Genomic DNA, 15269 nt, shown 5'->3' on the forward strand with positions numbered 1-15269 from the left:
ACTGAAATAGCACAATTAGCTCACTAACCATTCATGGTTATAATATTTCGAGCATAAAAAAACCGGCTCAAGGCCGGTTTCAAGGAGATTTTTTAGGTTAACCGCGACGCGCTTTTACCGCTTCTGCTAGCTGACGCAAAATGGTTTCCGTATCTTCCCAGCCAATGCAGGCATCGGTAATGCTCTTACCGTAAACCAGTGGCTCGCCGTTGTCCGGGTTCTGATTGCCTTCCACTAAATGGCTTTCAATCATCACGCCAATAATGGCTTTCTCGCCGCCTGCGATCTGCTGGCAGACGTCCGCGCCCACTTCCATCTGTTTTTTGAACTGCTTGCTGGAGTTGGCATGGCTGAAGTCGATCATCACCTGCGCAGGCAGATCGGCTTTTTTCAGCGATTCTTTAACGCTCGCCACGTGAGCGGCGCTGTAGTTCGGCTCTTTGCCGCCGCGCAGGATGATGTGGCAGTCGCCGTTGCCGCTGGTGTTAACGATAGCGGAATGCCCCCATTTGGTGACAGAGAGGAAGCAGTGCGGCGCGCCTGCGGCATTGATGGCGTCAATGGCTACTTTCATGGTGCCGTCGGTACCGTTTTTGAAACCGACCGGGCAGGAAAGGCCCGAAGCCAGTTCACGGTGCACCTGAGATTCAGTGGTACGCGCACCGATTGCGCCCCAGCTCATTAAATCGGCCAGGTATTGTGGCGTAATCATATCAAGGAACTCACCCGCCGCCGGTAGGCCGGTGTCGTTGATATCGAGCAGCAGCTTACGCGCGATGCGCAGGCCGTCGTTGATTTGATAGCTGTGATCCATATGTGGATCGTTGATCAGCCCTTTCCAGCCCACCGTGGTGCGCGGTTTTTCAAAATAGACGCGCATGACGATTTCGAGCGAGTCTTTCAGTTCTTCACGCAGCGCCAGCAGGCGTGATGCGTACTCTTTCGCCGCTGCAGGATCGTGGATAGAACATGGGCCAATCACCACCAGAAGACGATCGTCGTTGCCTTTCAGGATTTTGTGAATCGCTTTGCGCGCACGGGAAACCGTATTAGCCGCGTTTTCTGTGGCGGGGAATTTCTCAAGGAGTGCGACCGGAGGCAATAACTCGTTGATCTCTTTGATACGTAAATCGTCGTTCTGATAATTCATGTTCGTTCCAGTGTTGCCATACTTATATGATTGAATGCAATCCCTTCAATCTATATCTTTCGCCAGAAAGTGTAAACGGGGTTTTACACTTTGCGCAGAATAATCCTGGAATTAGCCTAAAAAACGCCAGAAAGTAGCGAATAACGAGATCTAACCTACAATTTTTAACTGTAACGACTCTGTTTTATTATTTTTTCGAGATTCTCTACTGGCCTAAGCGGCCTGTGGCGACATCTTCAACCATGCCTGCCACCCTCGCTGGCATAAGTACGTCGGAAGATGCTATCCGGTACTGAATTCATAACAGGAGCACCTTATGAAAACGACTAAACTGGCCACACTCCTCCTTACCGCTACGCTCAGCCTCGCCAGCGGTGCGGCCCTGGCTGCCGATACGGGCGCACAAAGTAATAACGGTCAGGCGAATGCCGCCGCTGACGCCGGCCAGGTCGCCCCTGATGCGAAAGAAAACGTTGCGCCGAATGGTGTCGATAATAGCCAGATCAATACCGGTTCTGGCGGCACCATGCTGCACCAGAATGGCTCGGCCAGCGGTCATGACGGCATGACCAAAGACGAAGTGCATAAAAACTCGATGTGCAAAGACGGCCGATGTCCGGATATCAACAAGAAAGTTGAGACCGGTAATGGCATCAATAACGATGCCGACACCAAAACGGACGGCACAACCCAGTAACGTTGGACGCACGTCGATAACGGGAGAGCGCATGCTCTCCTTTTTATTTTGTTGGCGCAAAAAAGGTATGATGTCATACAGTTAACCAAAGCATAAAAACGGATGACATTATGGCGCACTCACACTCGCACGCTTCCCCTCACCTTCCCGAGGACAAAAACGCCCGCCGTCTGCTGCTGGCGTTTATCATCACCGCTGGATTTATGGTGGTGGAGACCATCGGCGGGATCATTTCTGGCTCGCTGGCGCTGCTGGCCGATGCCGGACATATGCTGACCGACTCCGCCGCGCTGCTGTTTGCGCTGCTGGCCGTCCACTTTGCACGTCGTCCGCCCAATGCCCGTCATACCTTTGGCTGGCTGCGTCTCACCACCCTCGCCGCGTTTGTTAACGCCATCGCCCTGGTGGTCATTACCATTCTGATCGTCTGGGAGGCGATTCAGCGCTTCTATCATCCGCAGCCCATCGCCGGGGCGACCATGATGATCATTGCCGTCACAGGCTTGATTGCCAATATTCTTTCGTTCTGGATCCTGCATCGCGGCAGCGAAGAGAAAAACCTTAACGTCCGCGCGGCGGCACTGCATGTGATGGGCGATCTACTGGGATCGGTGGGCGCGATTGCGGCAGCGGTGGTGATTATGATGACGGGCTGGACGCCGATCGATCCAATTCTGTCTGTGCTGGTCTCATGCCTGGTGTTGCGTAGCGCGTGGTCGCTGCTGAAAGAGAGCGTTAATGAACTGCTGGAAGGTGCGCCGCGATCCATGGACGTCCCGGCGCTGAAACGCGAATTGCGTCGGGCCATTCCCGAAGTCCGCGACGTGCACCATGTTCACGTCTGGCTGGTAGGTGAAAAGCCGATCATGACGCTGCACGTTCAGGTGGTGCCGCCGCACGATCACGATGCGCTACTCGACAGTATTCAGCACTTTCTTGAACATCATTATCAAATTGAACACGCCACTATTCAAATGGAGTATCAGCCCTGTAACGGCCCGGAATGCCATCTCAACGAGACGACAGCCGGGCACGGGCATCATCACCATCATTAATGAGAAAACGCGCGAGAGCCTCGCTCACGCGCGCTGTTCATCCACATTCGGCTACCGTTAAGCGCGATAAAGGTCAGAATCAGATATTCCAGCGACATCGCGTACACGCCCTGCAGGGCAAAAATCACCACGCTGATAACGTTGATTATCACCCACAGCAGCCAGTTCTCCACGTATTTGCGCGTCATTAGCACCATCGCCACAATCGATAGCACCATCATGCAGGAATCCCAGAACGGGAACGCGTCAGGCTGCAGCGTGGGCTGCGTGACATTCAGGCCGAAGAACTGCATCACGTTTACCGCCACGCGCGTCAGGAACGCAAACACCGGGTCGATGTAAACCGTCATCAGGCCAATCGCCACCACGCAGGCCGCCAGCCAGCCGATGGCTTTCGGCTTCGGTAGCCAGCGGATTTGCAGTTCAGCTTCATGTTGTTGCGTTTGCCGCGACCAGGCATACCAGCCATAAATATTTGCCGCAAAGAAGAAGAGTTGCAGCAGCAGGCTGGCGTAGAGCTGAATCTGGAAGAAAATAATCGCGAACAGGGTGACGTTAACCAGCCCGAAAAAGTAGTTCACGATTTTTTCAAGGCTTGCCAACCAGATGCACAGCAGCCCCGCTACCGTGCCGACGGCTTCAATCCACGAGAGATCGTAACCGCCCGCGCCGATAGGGATGTGTACCAGAATGTTTTGCGTACTAAAGAAATCCATTTTATCTCCAGAGGGTTAACACGCTATCCCCGAAGTGTAGCCGCAAAATCGAGCATGCGGTTCAGCGGCACCAGCGCGCCCTGACGCAGCGTCTCGTCAACGTGAATTTCATGCGCGGCACCACCCTGCTCCAGCCCTTCAGCAATCGCTTTCAGGCCATTCATTGCCATCCACGGGCAATGAGCGCAGGTGCGGCATGTTGCGCCTTCCCCCGCCGTTGGTGCTTCCAGCAGCTCTTTTTCCGGGACTGCCTGCTGCATCTTGTAAAAAATCCCACGGTCGGTCGCGACGATCAGTTGCGGGTGCGGCAGCGTTTTCGCGGCGTTGATAAGCTGGCTGGTTGAGCCTACGGCATCAGCCATATCGACAATCGCCTGGGGTGACTCCGGGTGTACCAGAATGGCCGCCTGGGGATACAACGCTTTCATACGCGCCAACGCCTGAATTTTAAATTCATCATGGACGATACAAGCGCCCTTCCAGCACAGCACATCTGCGCCGGTCTGTTTCTGCACATAACTGCCAAGGTGGCGATCCGGTGCCCAGATGATTTTTTCACCTAAACTATCGAGATGCTCAATGAGTTCAACTGCGATGCTGGACGTCACTACCCAATCCGCACGCGCTTTTACTGCGGCGGAAGTATTGGCATAGACCACGACAGTGCGATCCGGGTGCGCATCGCAGAAGGCGTTAAACTCTTCGATGGGGCAGCCAAGATCGAGCGAACACTCCGCGTGCAGTGTCGGCATGAGAATGGTTTTCTCAGGGCTAAGGATTTTCGCCGTCTCGCCCATAAAACGCACACCGGCGACCAGCAAAGTCGTTGCCGGATGCTTTGCACCAAAACGCGCCATCTCCAGAGAGTCTGAGATGCATCCGCCCGTCTCTTCCGCCAGTTGCTGAATCTCCGGGTCGGTGTAGTAATGCGCCACCATCACCGCATTGCGTTCTTTCAGCAGACGTTTGATTTTCTCACGGTAGAACTGCTTCTCATCCACGCTAAGGGCCACCGGTTTCGGCGGGAAGGGGTAAATTGCGGCTTCTGGGTCAAACATCACGCTCATCATGCTGTCTCGTTTTGCTCACTTAACGAAATTGCCGATAACAGGCGTATTAAACGCATCAATCGGACACCGGTGTTTTATATGCTAAACAAGATAGCTGAAATGAGGGGAAAAGTCGTGGAGATTTTAGGGAGAGTTTTATGCGGGCGGTGTCGGGTGGCGCTGCGCTCAACACCGAACCTGCAGCAGGTTCGAATCGTATAAATCGCAGATAGCAAAAAGGCGCCTTTAGGGCGCCTTTTTACATTGGTGGGTCGTGCAGGATTCGAACCTGCGACCAATTGATTAAAAGTCAACTGCTCTACCAACTGAGCTAACGACCCCTTGCGGGATTTTACTGCTTAATCATTCAGGATGGTGGGTCGTGCAGGATTCGAACCTGCGACCAATTGATTAAAAGTCAACTGCTCTACCAACTGAGCTAACGACCCATTCGGGTGTTGCCTGAAAGATTTTTACTCGGTTACCAATCTAAAATTGGTGGGTCGTGCAGGATTCGAACCTGCGACCAATTGATTAAAAGTCAACTGCTCTACCAACTGAGCTAACGACCCGAGTGGTGGGTGATGACGGGATCGAACCGCCGACCCCCTCCTTGTAAGGGAGGTGCTCTCCCAGCTGAGCTAATCACCCGATACTGCGCTGGATACTACAAACTGCTTCCACCAAAATGATGGTGGGTCGTGCAGGATGACTCGGCTTCGCCTCGCCCTACGGGCCGTTGCTATGCAACGTTATCCTACACGCTTAACATCGTCATTCGATGTTAAAGTGGTGGGTCGTGCAGGATTCGAACCTGCGACCAATTGATTAAAAGTCAACTGCTCTACCAACTGAGCTAACGACCCGGTGGTGGGTGATGACGGGATCGAACCGCCGACCCCCTCCTTGTAAGGGAGGTGCTCTCCCAGCTGAGCTAATCACCCGAAACTACGCTGGATACTGCTTACTAACTGAGTTAGTGGTGGGTCGTGCAGGATTCGAACCTGCGACCAATTGATTAAAAGTCAACTGCTCTACCAACTGAGCTAACGACCCACTTTTACGTTGTTTTCGAGATGTTTAATATCCCGTTGCAACGGCGGCATATATTACTGATTTCAGAATTGAGCGCAACAAATATTTCGACGAAGATCACTTAAGTGCTTATGTTTCATGCGGCATGACCAGAAATAACGCGATTCCTGGTCATGCTTCAGGCATTACATCCCATTAAGGCGTTTCTGAGCCTGTTTAGCACCATCGGTGCCTGGGTACTTCGTAACCACCTGCTGGTACACTGCCTTCGCCTTAGCAGTATCCCCTTTGTCCTGCATGATCACCCCGACCTTAAACATCGCGTCAGCCGCTTTCGGTGATTTCGGGTAATTTTTCACCACGGAGGCAAAATAGTACGCCGCATCGTCTTTTTTACCCTTGTTGTAATTCAACTGACCGAGCCAGTAATTGGCATTCGGCTGATACGTTGAATCAGGATATTTTTTGACGAAGTTCTGAAACGCCGCCATTGCGTCGTCCTGGCGAGAGGAGTCCTTCACCAGTGCAATCGCTGCGTTGTAGTCCGTATTGGCGTCACCCGTCTGCGCAGGCACGCCAGAGGCCGCTGCGTCGGCTGCCGGTGCTGGCGTCGCTGTCGCGCTGCCACCCTGCTCACCGGACGCCTGTTGCGTCTGTGCGCCAGCGCCGCCGCTCGTCAGACTGTCAATCTGCAACAGGATCTGCTTCTGGCGCTCAACAATCTGGTTCATCTGGTACTGACTTTCCTGGATTTGACCACGCAGGGAGTCGATATCAGATTGGTTGTCAGAGAGTTGTTGCTGGAGTTGGGTCAAAAGTTGACTGTGAGCATTAGAAATACGCTCAAGGGAGGTGACACGGTCTTCGACCGAGCCTGAGCCGACACTACTGATTGGCGCCTGAGCATTAGCGGCCCAGGGGGCCGCTATGCCAACCAGTAACGACAGACTCAACATGTGATGTCTGAAGTTACTGCTCATGCAATTCTCTTAGTAAACCAGTACGGCACGACGGTTTTTGGAGTAAGCCGCTTCGTCATGACCCAGTACTGCAGGTTTTTCTTTACCGTAAGAAACGATGGAGATCTGGTCAGCAGAAACGCCTTTACCCTGCAGGTACATTTTAACAGCGTTTGCACGACGTTCACCCAGGGAGATGTTGTACTCAGGAGTACCACGTTCGTCCGCGTGACCTTCTACGGTGACTTTGTAAGACGGGTTGCTACGCAGGAAGTTAGCGTGCGCATCCAGCATTGCAGCGAAGTCAGAACGAATGTCGTATTTGTCCAGATCGAAGTATACGATGTTGTTCTGCTGCAGCTGTTGCATCTGCAGACGAGCCTGCTCTTCGGAGGACATGTTGCCGCTGCCGTTTGCATCCATACCAGTGCCAGCGCCGTTCAGCATGCCGCCTTCGCTGCCATCGTTGCTTGCATTCTTGTTAGAAGAACACGCCGCGATCGCCATTACCGGCAGAGCCAGCATCAGTCCTTTCAGCACTTTGTTCAGTTGCATTTCTTTGATTCCTTTAATAATTCAATTATTTATTATTACAGATACGGCGACCAGGCAGGGAATTTTACCTGTCCATCAGTTGCCGGAAGACGCGCTTTGAAACGCCCATCTGTAGAAACCAGATTCAGCACGGATCCCATCCCCTGAGAAGAGCTGTAGATTACCATAGTGCCGTTAGGTGCCAGACTTGGCGTTTCGTCCAGGAACGTTGACGACAATACTTGTACGCCACCCGCTTCCAGATCTTGTTTGGCAATGTGCTGCTGCCCACCATTGGAGCTAACCATTACCATAAACTTACCGTCGCTGCTCACATCCGCATCCTGGTTCTGAGAACCTTCCCAGGTAATACGCTGCGGAGCACCGCCGTTAACATTCACTTTATACACCTGCGGACGACCGGCCTGGTCAGAGGTAAAGGCCAGATTCTGGCTGTCCGGGAACCAGGTTGGTTCTGTGTTGTTGCTGCGACCATCGGTCACCTGACGGATCTGGCCAGAGCCGATATCCATCACGTACAGGTTCAGGCTACCGGTTTTAGACAGGGCAAACGCCAGTTTGCTGCCATCCGGAGAGAACGCTGGCGCACCGTTGTGACGCGGGAACGACGCAACCTGACGAACCGCACCGTTGGACAGCGTCTGGATAACCAGCGCAGAACGGCCGCTTTCGAAGGTTACGTAAGCCAGTTTGGAACCATCCGGAGACCATGCCGGAGACATCAACGGCTGCGGTGAACGGTGAACCACGAACTGGTTATAGCCATCGTAGTCAGAGACGCGCAGTTCATACGGGAACTGACCGCCGTTAGTCTGCACAACGTAGGCGATACGTGTACGGAACGCGCCTTTGATGCTGGTCAGCTTCTCGAACACTTCGTCACTGGCAGTATGGCCTGCATAACGCAGCCACTGCTTGTTCACTTTGTAAGAGTTCTGTGCCAGAACGGTACCCGGCGCACCGCCGGTATCAACCAGCTGGTAGGCAACAGTATAGCTGCCATCAGCGTTAGGTGAGACCTGGCCGACGACAACCGCGTCAATACCCAGCGCAGACCATGCCGCAGGTTGAACTTCCTGCGCGGTGCCTGGCTGCTGTGGCAGTTTGGCTCGGTCTAAAGGGTTAAATTTACCACTGTTACGCAGGTCTGCGCCGACGATACCGCCGACATCTTCAGGTGCTGCGCCCGGCCCGGCCCACTGGAAGGGAACCACGCCAATTGGACGTGCCGAGTCCACCCCCTGGGTGATCTCGATACGTACTTCTGCGTGCAGCACCGCTGCCCACAGCATTAAGAAACCAAATGCTACTCGTAATGCCTGCTTCATCATATCTCCCTTATCTGGACGGAAAGCCCACGATAATTTAGCAGAATGTTAACAAACTCAAATACACAAAACTACCAAAACCCTGCGACTGCGCTGCCTTTATTTTCCCCATTTACATAGGGAAAATATAACTTAAGGTTTGAAGTCCAGCGGTGCATTTTTGAACGTTTCCCAGACAGCCTGTGAAGGCGGTTTGGGGAATTTGGTCATCCGACTGGTTGCTGCCAGCATCTGCTGACAAAACGCCGGATCGCCGCCTTCCTGTTTAACGGTCAATACAGTTCCATCCTGCGCCAGGTTTACACGTAGCGTACAGGTTTTACCTTTGTAGGTATCCCAGTCATAGAGATGCCCACGGATCGCGGCCTGAACCTGTGCGATATAGGACGCGATTTCTGCCTGAGACGCACCACCCTGCCCCGGCTTATTACCTTTAGCAGGAGATGAGCCTCCAGCGGTACCACTGGTGTTACCTTTCGGCGCATTCTTACCTGAGCTGAGATCGCCCAGCAGGTCGTCAACGCCGGAAGCGGCAGCGGCTTTATCTGCTGCTGCTTTCTTCGCCGCAGCCGCTTTGTCGGCAGCTGCTTTATCCGCTGCTGCTTTCTTCGCTGCAGCGGCTTTATCGGCAGCCGCTTTTTCAGCTGCTGCTTTCTTATCAGCAGCCGCTTTCTCAGCCGCAGCTTTCTTGTCTGCTGCCGCTTTCTCGGCGGCGGCAGCTTTTTCCGCTGCTGCTTTTTCAGCGGCAGCGGCTTTCTTCTCAGCCTCTGCTTGCGCTTTTTTGGCAGCCTCGGCTTCGGCTTTTTTCGCCGCTTCAGCTGCCGCTTTCGCCGCTTCTGCTTCGGCTACTTTTTTCGCGGCGGCAGCCGCTTTGGCCGCTTCCGCTTCTGCCGCTTTCTTCGCATCAGCAGCCGCTTTTTTCGCAGCTTCTGCTTCGGCTTGTTTCTGTGCATCAGCAGCCGCTTTGGCCGCATCGGCTTGCGCTTTCTTCGCGGCATCGGCTGCTGCTTTCGCCGCTTCTTCTGCCGCTTTCTTTGCGTCAGCTTCGGCTTTCTTCGCCGCTTCGGCGGCTTCTTTTGCTGCCTCTTTCGCCTGAGCGTCTGCTTTTTCTTTCGCTTCAGCCGCTGCTTTTTCGGCAGCTTCTTTGGCTTCTTTTTCTTTTTGCTGCTGCGCTTTCTTCGCGGCGTTATCGGCCTGCTGTTTAGCGCTGGATTGCTTCTGCTGCTCGTAATCTTTAACCACGGCGCCAGGGTCGACCATCACAGCGTCGATAGCCGAACCACCGCCACCACCGGCCGCAGCATCCATGTGCTCATCGAACGAACTCCAGATGAGTGCTGCAAACAGGATAACGTGCAGCACTGCTGAAATAATTATCGCTCGTTTAAGCTTGTCGTTTTGTTCGGTTGCCTTTGACACTCTCGGTTCCCAAAAACTGCTCGCCCGTCAGCCTGTAAGCGTTGCCAATACACATACAACGCTTACAAACCACACGCAGAGGTTAGATCGGTTGGGTCATTAACCCGACAGATTTCACCCCGGCGCTGTGTAACAGGTTTAGCGCTTTAATTATTTCATCGTAAGGCACGTTTTTCGCGCCCCCAATTAAGAAGACCGTTTTCGGATTGGCCTGCAGGCGGCTTTTCGCTTCAGCGATAACCTGCTCTGGCGGCAGTTGATCGGAGCGATCCTTTTCAACCACCACGCTGTACTGACCCACACCCGAAACCTCGATGATCACCGGTGGATTATCGTTGCTGCTAACGGCCTGCGATTCGGTTGCATCCGGTAGATCAACCTCCACGCTCTGCGTGATGATCGGCGCTGTCGCCATAAAGATCAGCAACAGCACTAACAACACATCCAGCAGCGGAACGATGTTAATTTCGGACTTCAGTTCGCGACGTCCGCGTCCACGTGCTCTGGCCATGGCTTACCCCTTGTTGCTCTCGCTAACGGTAAACGCCTGACGGTGCAGAATGGCGGTGAACTCTTCCATGAAGTTGTCGTAGTTCAGCTCCAGTTTGTTGACGCGCTGGTTCAGACGGTTGTAAGCCATAACCGCAGGGATTGCGGCAAACAGACCGATAGCCGTGGCGATCAACGCTTCTGCGATACCCGGCGCAACCATTTGCAGCGTCGCCTGTTTCACCGCGCCCAGCGCGATAAAGGCGTGCATGATCCCCCAAACGGTACCGAACAGACCGATATACGGGCTGATGGAACCGACGGTGCCGAGAAACGGAATATGGGTTTCCAGCGTTTCCAGTTCACGGTTCATGGAGATACGCATCGCACGCGACGCCCCTTCAACCACGGCTTCCGGCGCATGACTGTTTGCACGGTGCAGACGGGCAAACTCTTTGAACCCGCTATAGAAGATTTGTTCCGAACCGGCCAGGCTATCGCGGCGTCCCTGGCTCTCCTGATAGAGGCGAGAGAGTTCGATACCGGACCAGAATTTATCCTCAAACGTTTCAGCTTCACGCGCTGCCGCGTTAAGAATACGGGTCCGCTGGATGATGATGGCCCAGGATGCGATTGAAAAACCAATCAAAATCAACATGATAAGTTTAACCAGAAGGCTAGCCTTCAGGAACAAATCAAGGATATTCATGTCAGTCACTGCTTAAACTCCGCGACAATAGACTTGGGAAGCGCACGAGGCTTCATGATGAGTGGATCAACACAGACAATCAGTACTTCAGCTTCGTTCAGCACTTTATTCTCAGCGTTGACAATCCGCTGCGTGAACACGAGTGACGTGCCGCGCATTGATGTAATTTCCGTCTGGACTTCGAGCATATCGTCGAGCCTTGCCGGCGCAAAATACTCCAGCGTCATTTTACGCACCACAAACGCGACGCGCTCTTCCAGCAACACTTGTTGGCTGAAATGATGATGACGCAGCATCTCTGTGCGTGCTCTCTCATAGAAAGCGACATAGCTGGCGTGATAAACCACACCACCGGCGTCGGTGTCTTCATAATAGACCCGAACCGGCCATCGAAATATATACTTATTCATTCGTACTGCCTCTTCGTTGGCTGCATCCCTCACCCCGCTCACTTACTGATGTAAGCTCCCGGGGATCCGCGGATTTGCCGCCTCGATGCAGCACGAATGACGTTGTATATAGCGTTGTATTCACTTTACATCCCGGTAATGCAAAAAATTTTGAGCTTTTGAACTTCGCTACTATACGCGCGGTAATCGTGGTTTGGAATGGGGAGAGGTAAACGGAGAGTAAATTTTTATGGGCTATTGCAAGCCCATAAATATTTGCGGATGTTTCCTGGTTACAGGAAGAAAAAAATCAGACCTGCAAGAAGGACTAAATCGGCGATAAGCGGGCAGAAAATCCCTTGCCAGTGGAGCGCGCGAGGGCGGAAACCCACGCCATGAATGACGCCTGCACAAACGGCCCACATCAGCAGAAAACCGTGCCAGATTTCAAGCTCACTGGTCTTCGCCGCGAAACGCGTCGGGTCCCAGAAGATGCAACCTGCCAGCAGCAGGGCCATAACAAGGGAAAGCGCCCTCAGGGGGCGCTTATCCATTATCGCGTACAGCGTTGCGATAATTTTCATCACTATTTTTCTTCACCTGCTTTGGTCGCTTCGACGTGTTCCAGCGCCAGTGCAGTGATTATCCCAAAGGCACAGGCAAGAAGCGTTCCTAAAATCCATGCGAAATACCACATTTTAAGCTCCTTACTTAGTACAGAGAGTGGGTGTTGCGTTCAATGTCTTCTTTGGTGATACGACCAAACATTTTCCAGTAACACCAGGTGGTGTACAGCAGAATGATAGGTACGAATACCGCAGCGACATAAGTCATCACGCTCAGCGTCAGCTGGCTGGACGTTGCATCCCACATGGTCAGGCTCGCGTTAAACATCGTGCTGGACGGCATGATGAACGGGAACATGGCGATACCGGCGGTCAGGATGATGCACGCCAGCGTCAGTGAGGAGAACAGGAACGCCCATGCGCCTTTATCCAGACGTGTCATCAGGATAGTCAGCAGCGGAAGCACCACACCCAGTACCGGAATCGCCCACAGCGCCGGCATGTTGTTAAAGTTGGTCATCCATGCGCCCGCTTCATGCGCGACTTCTTTAGTCAGCGGGTTAGACGCAGCGGTGTGATCCATTACCGATTTCACCACATAGCCATCGATGCCGTAGTAAACCCAAACGCCTGCCAGCGCGAAGCACACCAGCGTCACCAGTGCCGCCACCTGAGAGGTGGTGCGGGTACGCAGATGCAGTTCACCCACCGTACGCATTTGCAGGTAGGTTGCGCCCTGCGTCAGGATCATCCCCACGCTCACCACACCTGCCAGCAGACCAAACGGGTTCAGCAGCTGGAAGAAATTACCGGTGTAGTAAAGACGCAGGTATTCATCGATGTGGAACGGTACGCCCTGCAGCAGGTTACCGAACGCCACGCCAATCACCAGCGGCGGAACGAAGCTACCGACGAAGATGCCCCAGTCCCACATGTTGCGCCAGCGGGTGTCTTCAATTTTCGAACGGTAGTCAAAGCCCACCGGACGGAAGAATAAAGACGCCAGCACCAGAATCATCGCGACATAGAAGCCGGAGAACGCCGCAGCGTACACCATCGGCCAGGCAGCAAACAGCGCGCCGCCGGCAGTGATGAGCCATACCTGGTTTCCGTCCCAGTGTGGCGCGATGGAGTTGATCATGATTCGACGCTCGGTGTCATTACGACCGAGGAAACGGGTGAGCATGCCCACCCCCATGTCGAAGCCGTCAGCGACTGCGAAACCAATCAGCAAGATGCCGATTAGCAGCCACCAGATAAAACGCAATACTTCATAATCGATCATTTGACGACTCCTGTCTTAGCGTGCCGGCTGAGTAGTCGCGGTGGACTGCTCAAAGTGATAGCGACCGGTTTTCAGGCTGCTTGGCCCTTTGCGTGCGAACTTGAACATCAGGAACAGTTCGGCCACCAGGAACAGCGTGTAAAGACCGCAAATCAGCACCATTGAGAAGATAAGATCGCCTGCTGTCAGCGAAGAGTTCGCCACAGCGGTTGGCAATACTTCACCAATTGCCCACGGTTGACGGCCATACTCGGCGACAAACCAGCCCGCTTCCACAGCAATCCATGGCAGCGGTAAGCCGTAGAACGCCGCGCGCAGCAGCCATTTTTTCTCACCAATACGGTTACGAATCACGGTCCAGAAGGAGGCCGCGATAATCAGCAGCATCAGCACACCGCACGCCACCATGATACGGAAGGCGAAGTACAGCGGCGCGACGCGTGGGATAGAGTCTTTGGTCGCTTTGGCAATCTGCTCTTCCGTCGCATCCGCCACGTTCGGCGTATAGCGTTTCAGCAACAGGCCATAGCCCAGATCTTTCTTCACATCGTTAAACTGTTCACGTACCGCCGGATCGGTTGCGCCAGAACGCAGCTGTTCGAGCAGCGAGTAGGCTTTCATCCCGTTACGGATACGCTCTTCGTGCTGCACCATCAAATCTTTCAGACCGGTAACCTGTTTATCAACAGAACGGGTCGCAATGATGCCCAGTGCGTAAGGAATCTGAATAGAGAGGTGGTTTTCCTGCTTATCCTGATCAGGAATACCAAACAGCGTGAACGACGCCGGTGCAGGCTGGGTTTCCCATTCTGCTTCGATAGCCGCCAGTTTGGTTTTCTGCACGTCGCCCATTTCGTAGCCGGATTCATCACCCAGGACGATAACGGAGAGAATCGCTGCCATACCGAAGCTTGCTGCGATAGCAAAGGAACGCTTAGCGAACGCGAAGTCACGGCCTTTGAGCATGTACCAGGAGCTGATAGCGAGCACGAACATCGCGCCGGTGACGTAACCTGAAGCCACGGTGTGAACGAATTTCACCTGGGCTACCGGGTTCAGTACCAGCTCGGAGAAGCTCACCATCTCCATACGCATGGTTTCAAAGTTGAAGTCGGAAGCGATTGGGTTTTGCATCCAACCGTTTGCCACCAGGATCCACAATGCGGACAGGTTTGAGCCCAGCGCAACCAGCCAGGTCACCGCCATGTGCTGCACTTTACCCAGGCGATCCCAACCGAAGAAGAACAGACCTACAAAGGTGGATTCGAGGAAGAAGGCCATCAGACCTTCAATGGCCAGCGGCGCACCGAAGATATCGCCCACGTAGTGGGAGTAGTAAGACCAGTTAGTCCCGAACTGGAACTCCATGGTCAGGCCGGTGGCCACGCCCAGTGCGAAGTTGATACCAAACAACTTGCCCCAGAACTTGGTCATATCTTTATAAATCTGTTTGCCGGAAAGGACGTAAACCGTTTCCATGATGGCCAGCAGGAACGCCATACCGAGCGTCAGTGGCACAAAAAGGAAGTGGTACATCGCGGTCAAGGCAAACTGTAAGCGCGACAGTTCGACTATATCTAACATCTTGACTCCTTGCTCATCGCATGAAGACTCCGAGAATGAACCTGCGGACAGGGTTCATACACATGCCCCAATACAAATTTATTTGCGCCCTCCCCCACTGCTGACCGTTCGCGTTAGCCGATATCAGTGGTGAGCAAAGGTTACAAATACGTTAAAAAACAACTCAATTGATCCCTAAAATATATTACTCTGTAATATCCTTACAATAAACAGGTTTTTATTGTATTAGATTTACGATTTTCGACGGTGATCAATTTATAGCTAATCAGGCGGGTTGCAGCCAC

The 15269-nt window shown here is 53.3% G+C and carries 16 protein-coding genes and 7 tRNA genes; 2 read left to right on the top strand and 21 right to left on the bottom strand.

Annotation, left to right across the window (positions count from 1 at the left end; translation table 11 throughout):
• Positions 1–97: 97 nt before the first annotated feature.
• The gene (aroG, locus tag G163CM_RS10490) at positions 98–1150 is read right to left on the bottom strand and encodes a 3-deoxy-7-phosphoheptulonate synthase AroG (protein ID WP_015965291.1); all 1053 of its coding nucleotides are present in this window, start codon (positions 1148–1150) and stop codon (positions 98–100) included.
• A 316-nt stretch (positions 1151–1466) separates the two neighbouring features.
• Here aroG and G163CM_RS10495 point away from each other — a divergent pair, with 316 nt between their 5' ends.
• Together G163CM_RS10495 and zitB are read left to right on the top strand one after the other, a co-directional pair.
• The gene (locus tag G163CM_RS10495) at positions 1467–1847 is read left to right on the top strand and encodes a YbgS-like family protein (RefSeq protein WP_015965292.1); all 381 of its coding nucleotides are present in this window, start codon (positions 1467–1469) and stop codon (positions 1845–1847) included.
• A gap of 110 nt (positions 1848–1957) precedes the next feature.
• Positions 1958–2902: a CDF family zinc transporter ZitB gene (gene zitB / locus G163CM_RS10500; protein WP_231828127.1), complete on the top strand. Its 945-nt coding sequence runs from the start codon at positions 1958–1960 to the stop codon at positions 2900–2902.
• Here zitB and pnuC read toward each other — a convergent pair.
• The 20 genes from pnuC to cydA all read right to left on the bottom strand — a co-directional run bounded on the left by pnuC (position 2899) and on the right by cydA (position 14985).
• Entirely contained in the window at positions 2899–3618 is a 720-nt protein-coding gene (gene pnuC, locus G163CM_RS10505; RefSeq protein ID WP_231828132.1) for a nicotinamide riboside transporter PnuC, read from the bottom strand. The genes zitB and pnuC overlap by 4 nt on opposite strands.
• 23 nt (positions 3619–3641) lie before the next feature.
• Positions 3642–4685: a quinolinate synthase NadA gene (gene nadA / locus G163CM_RS10510; RefSeq protein WP_231828361.1), complete on the bottom strand. Its 1044-nt coding sequence runs from the start codon at positions 4683–4685 to the stop codon at positions 3642–3644.
• A gap of 247 nt (positions 4686–4932) precedes the next feature.
• A tRNA-Lys gene (locus tag G163CM_RS10515) sits at positions 4933–5008 on the bottom strand.
• Positions 5009–5040: 32 nt separating this feature from the next.
• A tRNA-Lys gene (locus G163CM_RS10520) sits at positions 5041–5116 on the bottom strand.
• 47 nt (positions 5117–5163) lie between these two features.
• A tRNA-Lys gene (locus tag G163CM_RS10525) sits at positions 5164–5239 on the bottom strand.
• 3 nt (positions 5240–5242) lie between these two features.
• Positions 5243–5318, bottom strand: a tRNA-Val gene (locus tag G163CM_RS10530).
• Positions 5319–5457: 139 nt separating this feature from the next.
• Positions 5458–5533 (bottom strand) — tRNA-Lys (locus G163CM_RS10535).
• A 2-nt stretch (positions 5534–5535) separates the two neighbouring features.
• Positions 5536–5611 (bottom strand) — tRNA-Val (locus G163CM_RS10540).
• A gap of 36 nt (positions 5612–5647) precedes the next feature.
• Positions 5648–5723 (bottom strand) — tRNA-Lys (locus tag G163CM_RS10545).
• Positions 5724–5887: 164 nt separating this feature from the next.
• Entirely contained in the window at positions 5888–6682 is a 795-nt protein-coding gene (cpoB, locus tag G163CM_RS10550) for a cell division protein CpoB (RefSeq protein WP_231828133.1), read from the bottom strand.
• Positions 6683–6691: 9 nt separating this feature from the next.
• On the bottom strand, positions 6692–7216 hold the full coding sequence (gene pal / locus G163CM_RS10555; protein ID WP_015965297.1) for a peptidoglycan-associated lipoprotein Pal: 525 nt from the start codon (positions 7214–7216) through the stop codon (positions 6692–6694).
• A gap of 35 nt (positions 7217–7251) precedes the next feature.
• The gene (gene tolB / locus G163CM_RS10560; protein WP_015965298.1) at positions 7252–8544 is read right to left on the bottom strand and encodes a Tol-Pal system beta propeller repeat protein TolB; all 1293 of its coding nucleotides are present in this window, start codon (positions 8542–8544) and stop codon (positions 7252–7254) included.
• Positions 8545–8676: 132 nt separating this feature from the next.
• A complete protein-coding gene (gene tolA, locus G163CM_RS10565; RefSeq protein WP_231828134.1) occupies positions 8677–9963 on the bottom strand; it encodes a cell envelope integrity protein TolA in 1287 nt (428 codons plus the stop codon).
• A gap of 82 nt (positions 9964–10045) precedes the next feature.
• Positions 10046–10474, bottom strand: coding sequence for a colicin uptake protein TolR (gene tolR / locus G163CM_RS10570; RefSeq protein WP_231828136.1), 429 nt, complete (start codon positions 10472–10474; stop codon positions 10046–10048).
• A gap of 3 nt (positions 10475–10477) precedes the next feature.
• Positions 10478–11170 carry a Tol-Pal system protein TolQ gene (tolQ, locus tag G163CM_RS10575; protein ID WP_015965301.1) on the bottom strand — a complete coding sequence of 231 codons (693 nt, stop codon included), beginning with the start codon at positions 11168–11170 and terminating at the stop codon, positions 10478–10480.
• Entirely contained in the window at positions 11167–11571 is a 405-nt protein-coding gene (ybgC, locus tag G163CM_RS10580) for a tol-pal system-associated acyl-CoA thioesterase (RefSeq protein WP_015965302.1), read from the bottom strand. The genes tolQ and ybgC overlap by 4 nt, the downstream gene beginning before the upstream one ends.
• A gap of 272 nt (positions 11572–11843) precedes the next feature.
• Complete coding sequence (gene ybgE / locus G163CM_RS10585) at positions 11844–12134, bottom strand: cyd operon protein YbgE (RefSeq protein WP_108473870.1); 291 nt, start codon at positions 12132–12134, stop codon at positions 11844–11846.
• 2 nt (positions 12135–12136) lie between these two features.
• On the bottom strand, positions 12137–12247 hold the full coding sequence (gene cydX / locus G163CM_RS10590; protein ID WP_015965304.1) for a cytochrome bd-I oxidase subunit CydX: 111 nt from the start codon (positions 12245–12247) through the stop codon (positions 12137–12139).
• 14 nt (positions 12248–12261) lie between these two features.
• Positions 12262–13401 (bottom strand): cytochrome d ubiquinol oxidase subunit II, encoded by a 1140-nt coding sequence (gene cydB / locus G163CM_RS10595; RefSeq protein ID WP_015965305.1) that lies wholly within the window; start codon positions 13399–13401, stop codon positions 12262–12264.
• 15 nt (positions 13402–13416) lie between these two features.
• A complete protein-coding gene (gene cydA, locus G163CM_RS10600; RefSeq protein WP_231828138.1) occupies positions 13417–14985 on the bottom strand; it encodes a cytochrome ubiquinol oxidase subunit I in 1569 nt (522 codons plus the stop codon).
• Positions 14986–15269: the final 284 nt, after the last annotated feature.

The sequence above is a fragment of the Pseudocitrobacter corydidari genome, assembly GCF_021172065.1.
Classification (GTDB): Bacteria; Pseudomonadota; Gammaproteobacteria; order Enterobacterales; family Enterobacteriaceae; genus Pseudocitrobacter; species Pseudocitrobacter corydidari.

Coding starts and splice junctions, on each gene's coding strand:
- aroG (WP_015965291.1), bottom strand. CDS start 1,150: ATGAATTATCAGAACGACGATTTACGTATCAAAGAGATCAACGAGTTA.
- G163CM_RS10495 (WP_015965292.1), top strand. CDS start 1,467: ATGAAAACGACTAAACTGGCCACACTCCTCCTTACCGCTACGCTCAGC.
- zitB (WP_231828127.1), top strand. CDS start 1,958: ATGGCGCACTCACACTCGCACGCTTCCCCTCACCTTCCCGAGGACAAA.
- pnuC (WP_231828132.1), bottom strand. CDS start 3,618: ATGGATTTCTTTAGTACGCAAAACATTCTGGTACACATCCCTATCGGC.
- nadA (WP_231828361.1), bottom strand. CDS start 4,685: ATGAGCGTGATGTTTGACCCAGAAGCCGCAATTTACCCCTTCCCGCCG.
- cpoB (WP_231828133.1), bottom strand. CDS start 6,682: ATGAGCAGTAACTTCAGACATCACATGTTGAGTCTGTCGTTACTGGTT.
- pal (WP_015965297.1), bottom strand. CDS start 7,216: ATGCAACTGAACAAAGTGCTGAAAGGACTGATGCTGGCTCTGCCGGTA.
- tolB (WP_015965298.1), bottom strand. CDS start 8,544: ATGAAGCAGGCATTACGAGTAGCATTTGGTTTCTTAATGCTGTGGGCA.
- tolR (WP_231828136.1), bottom strand. CDS start 10,474: ATGGCCAGAGCACGTGGACGCGGACGTCGCGAACTGAAGTCCGAAATT.
- ybgC (WP_015965302.1), bottom strand. CDS start 11,571: ATGAATAAGTATATATTTCGATGGCCGGTTCGGGTCTATTATGAAGAC.
- ybgE (WP_108473870.1), bottom strand. CDS start 12,134: ATGAAAATTATCGCAACGCTGTACGCGATAATGGATAAGCGCCCCCTG.
- cydX (WP_015965304.1), bottom strand. CDS start 12,247: ATGTGGTATTTCGCATGGATTTTAGGAACGCTTCTTGCCTGTGCCTTT.
- cydB (WP_015965305.1), bottom strand. CDS start 13,401: ATGATCGATTATGAAGTATTGCGTTTTATCTGGTGGCTGCTAATCGGC.
- cydA (WP_231828138.1), bottom strand. CDS start 14,985: ATGTTAGATATAGTCGAACTGTCGCGCTTACAGTTTGCCTTGACCGCG.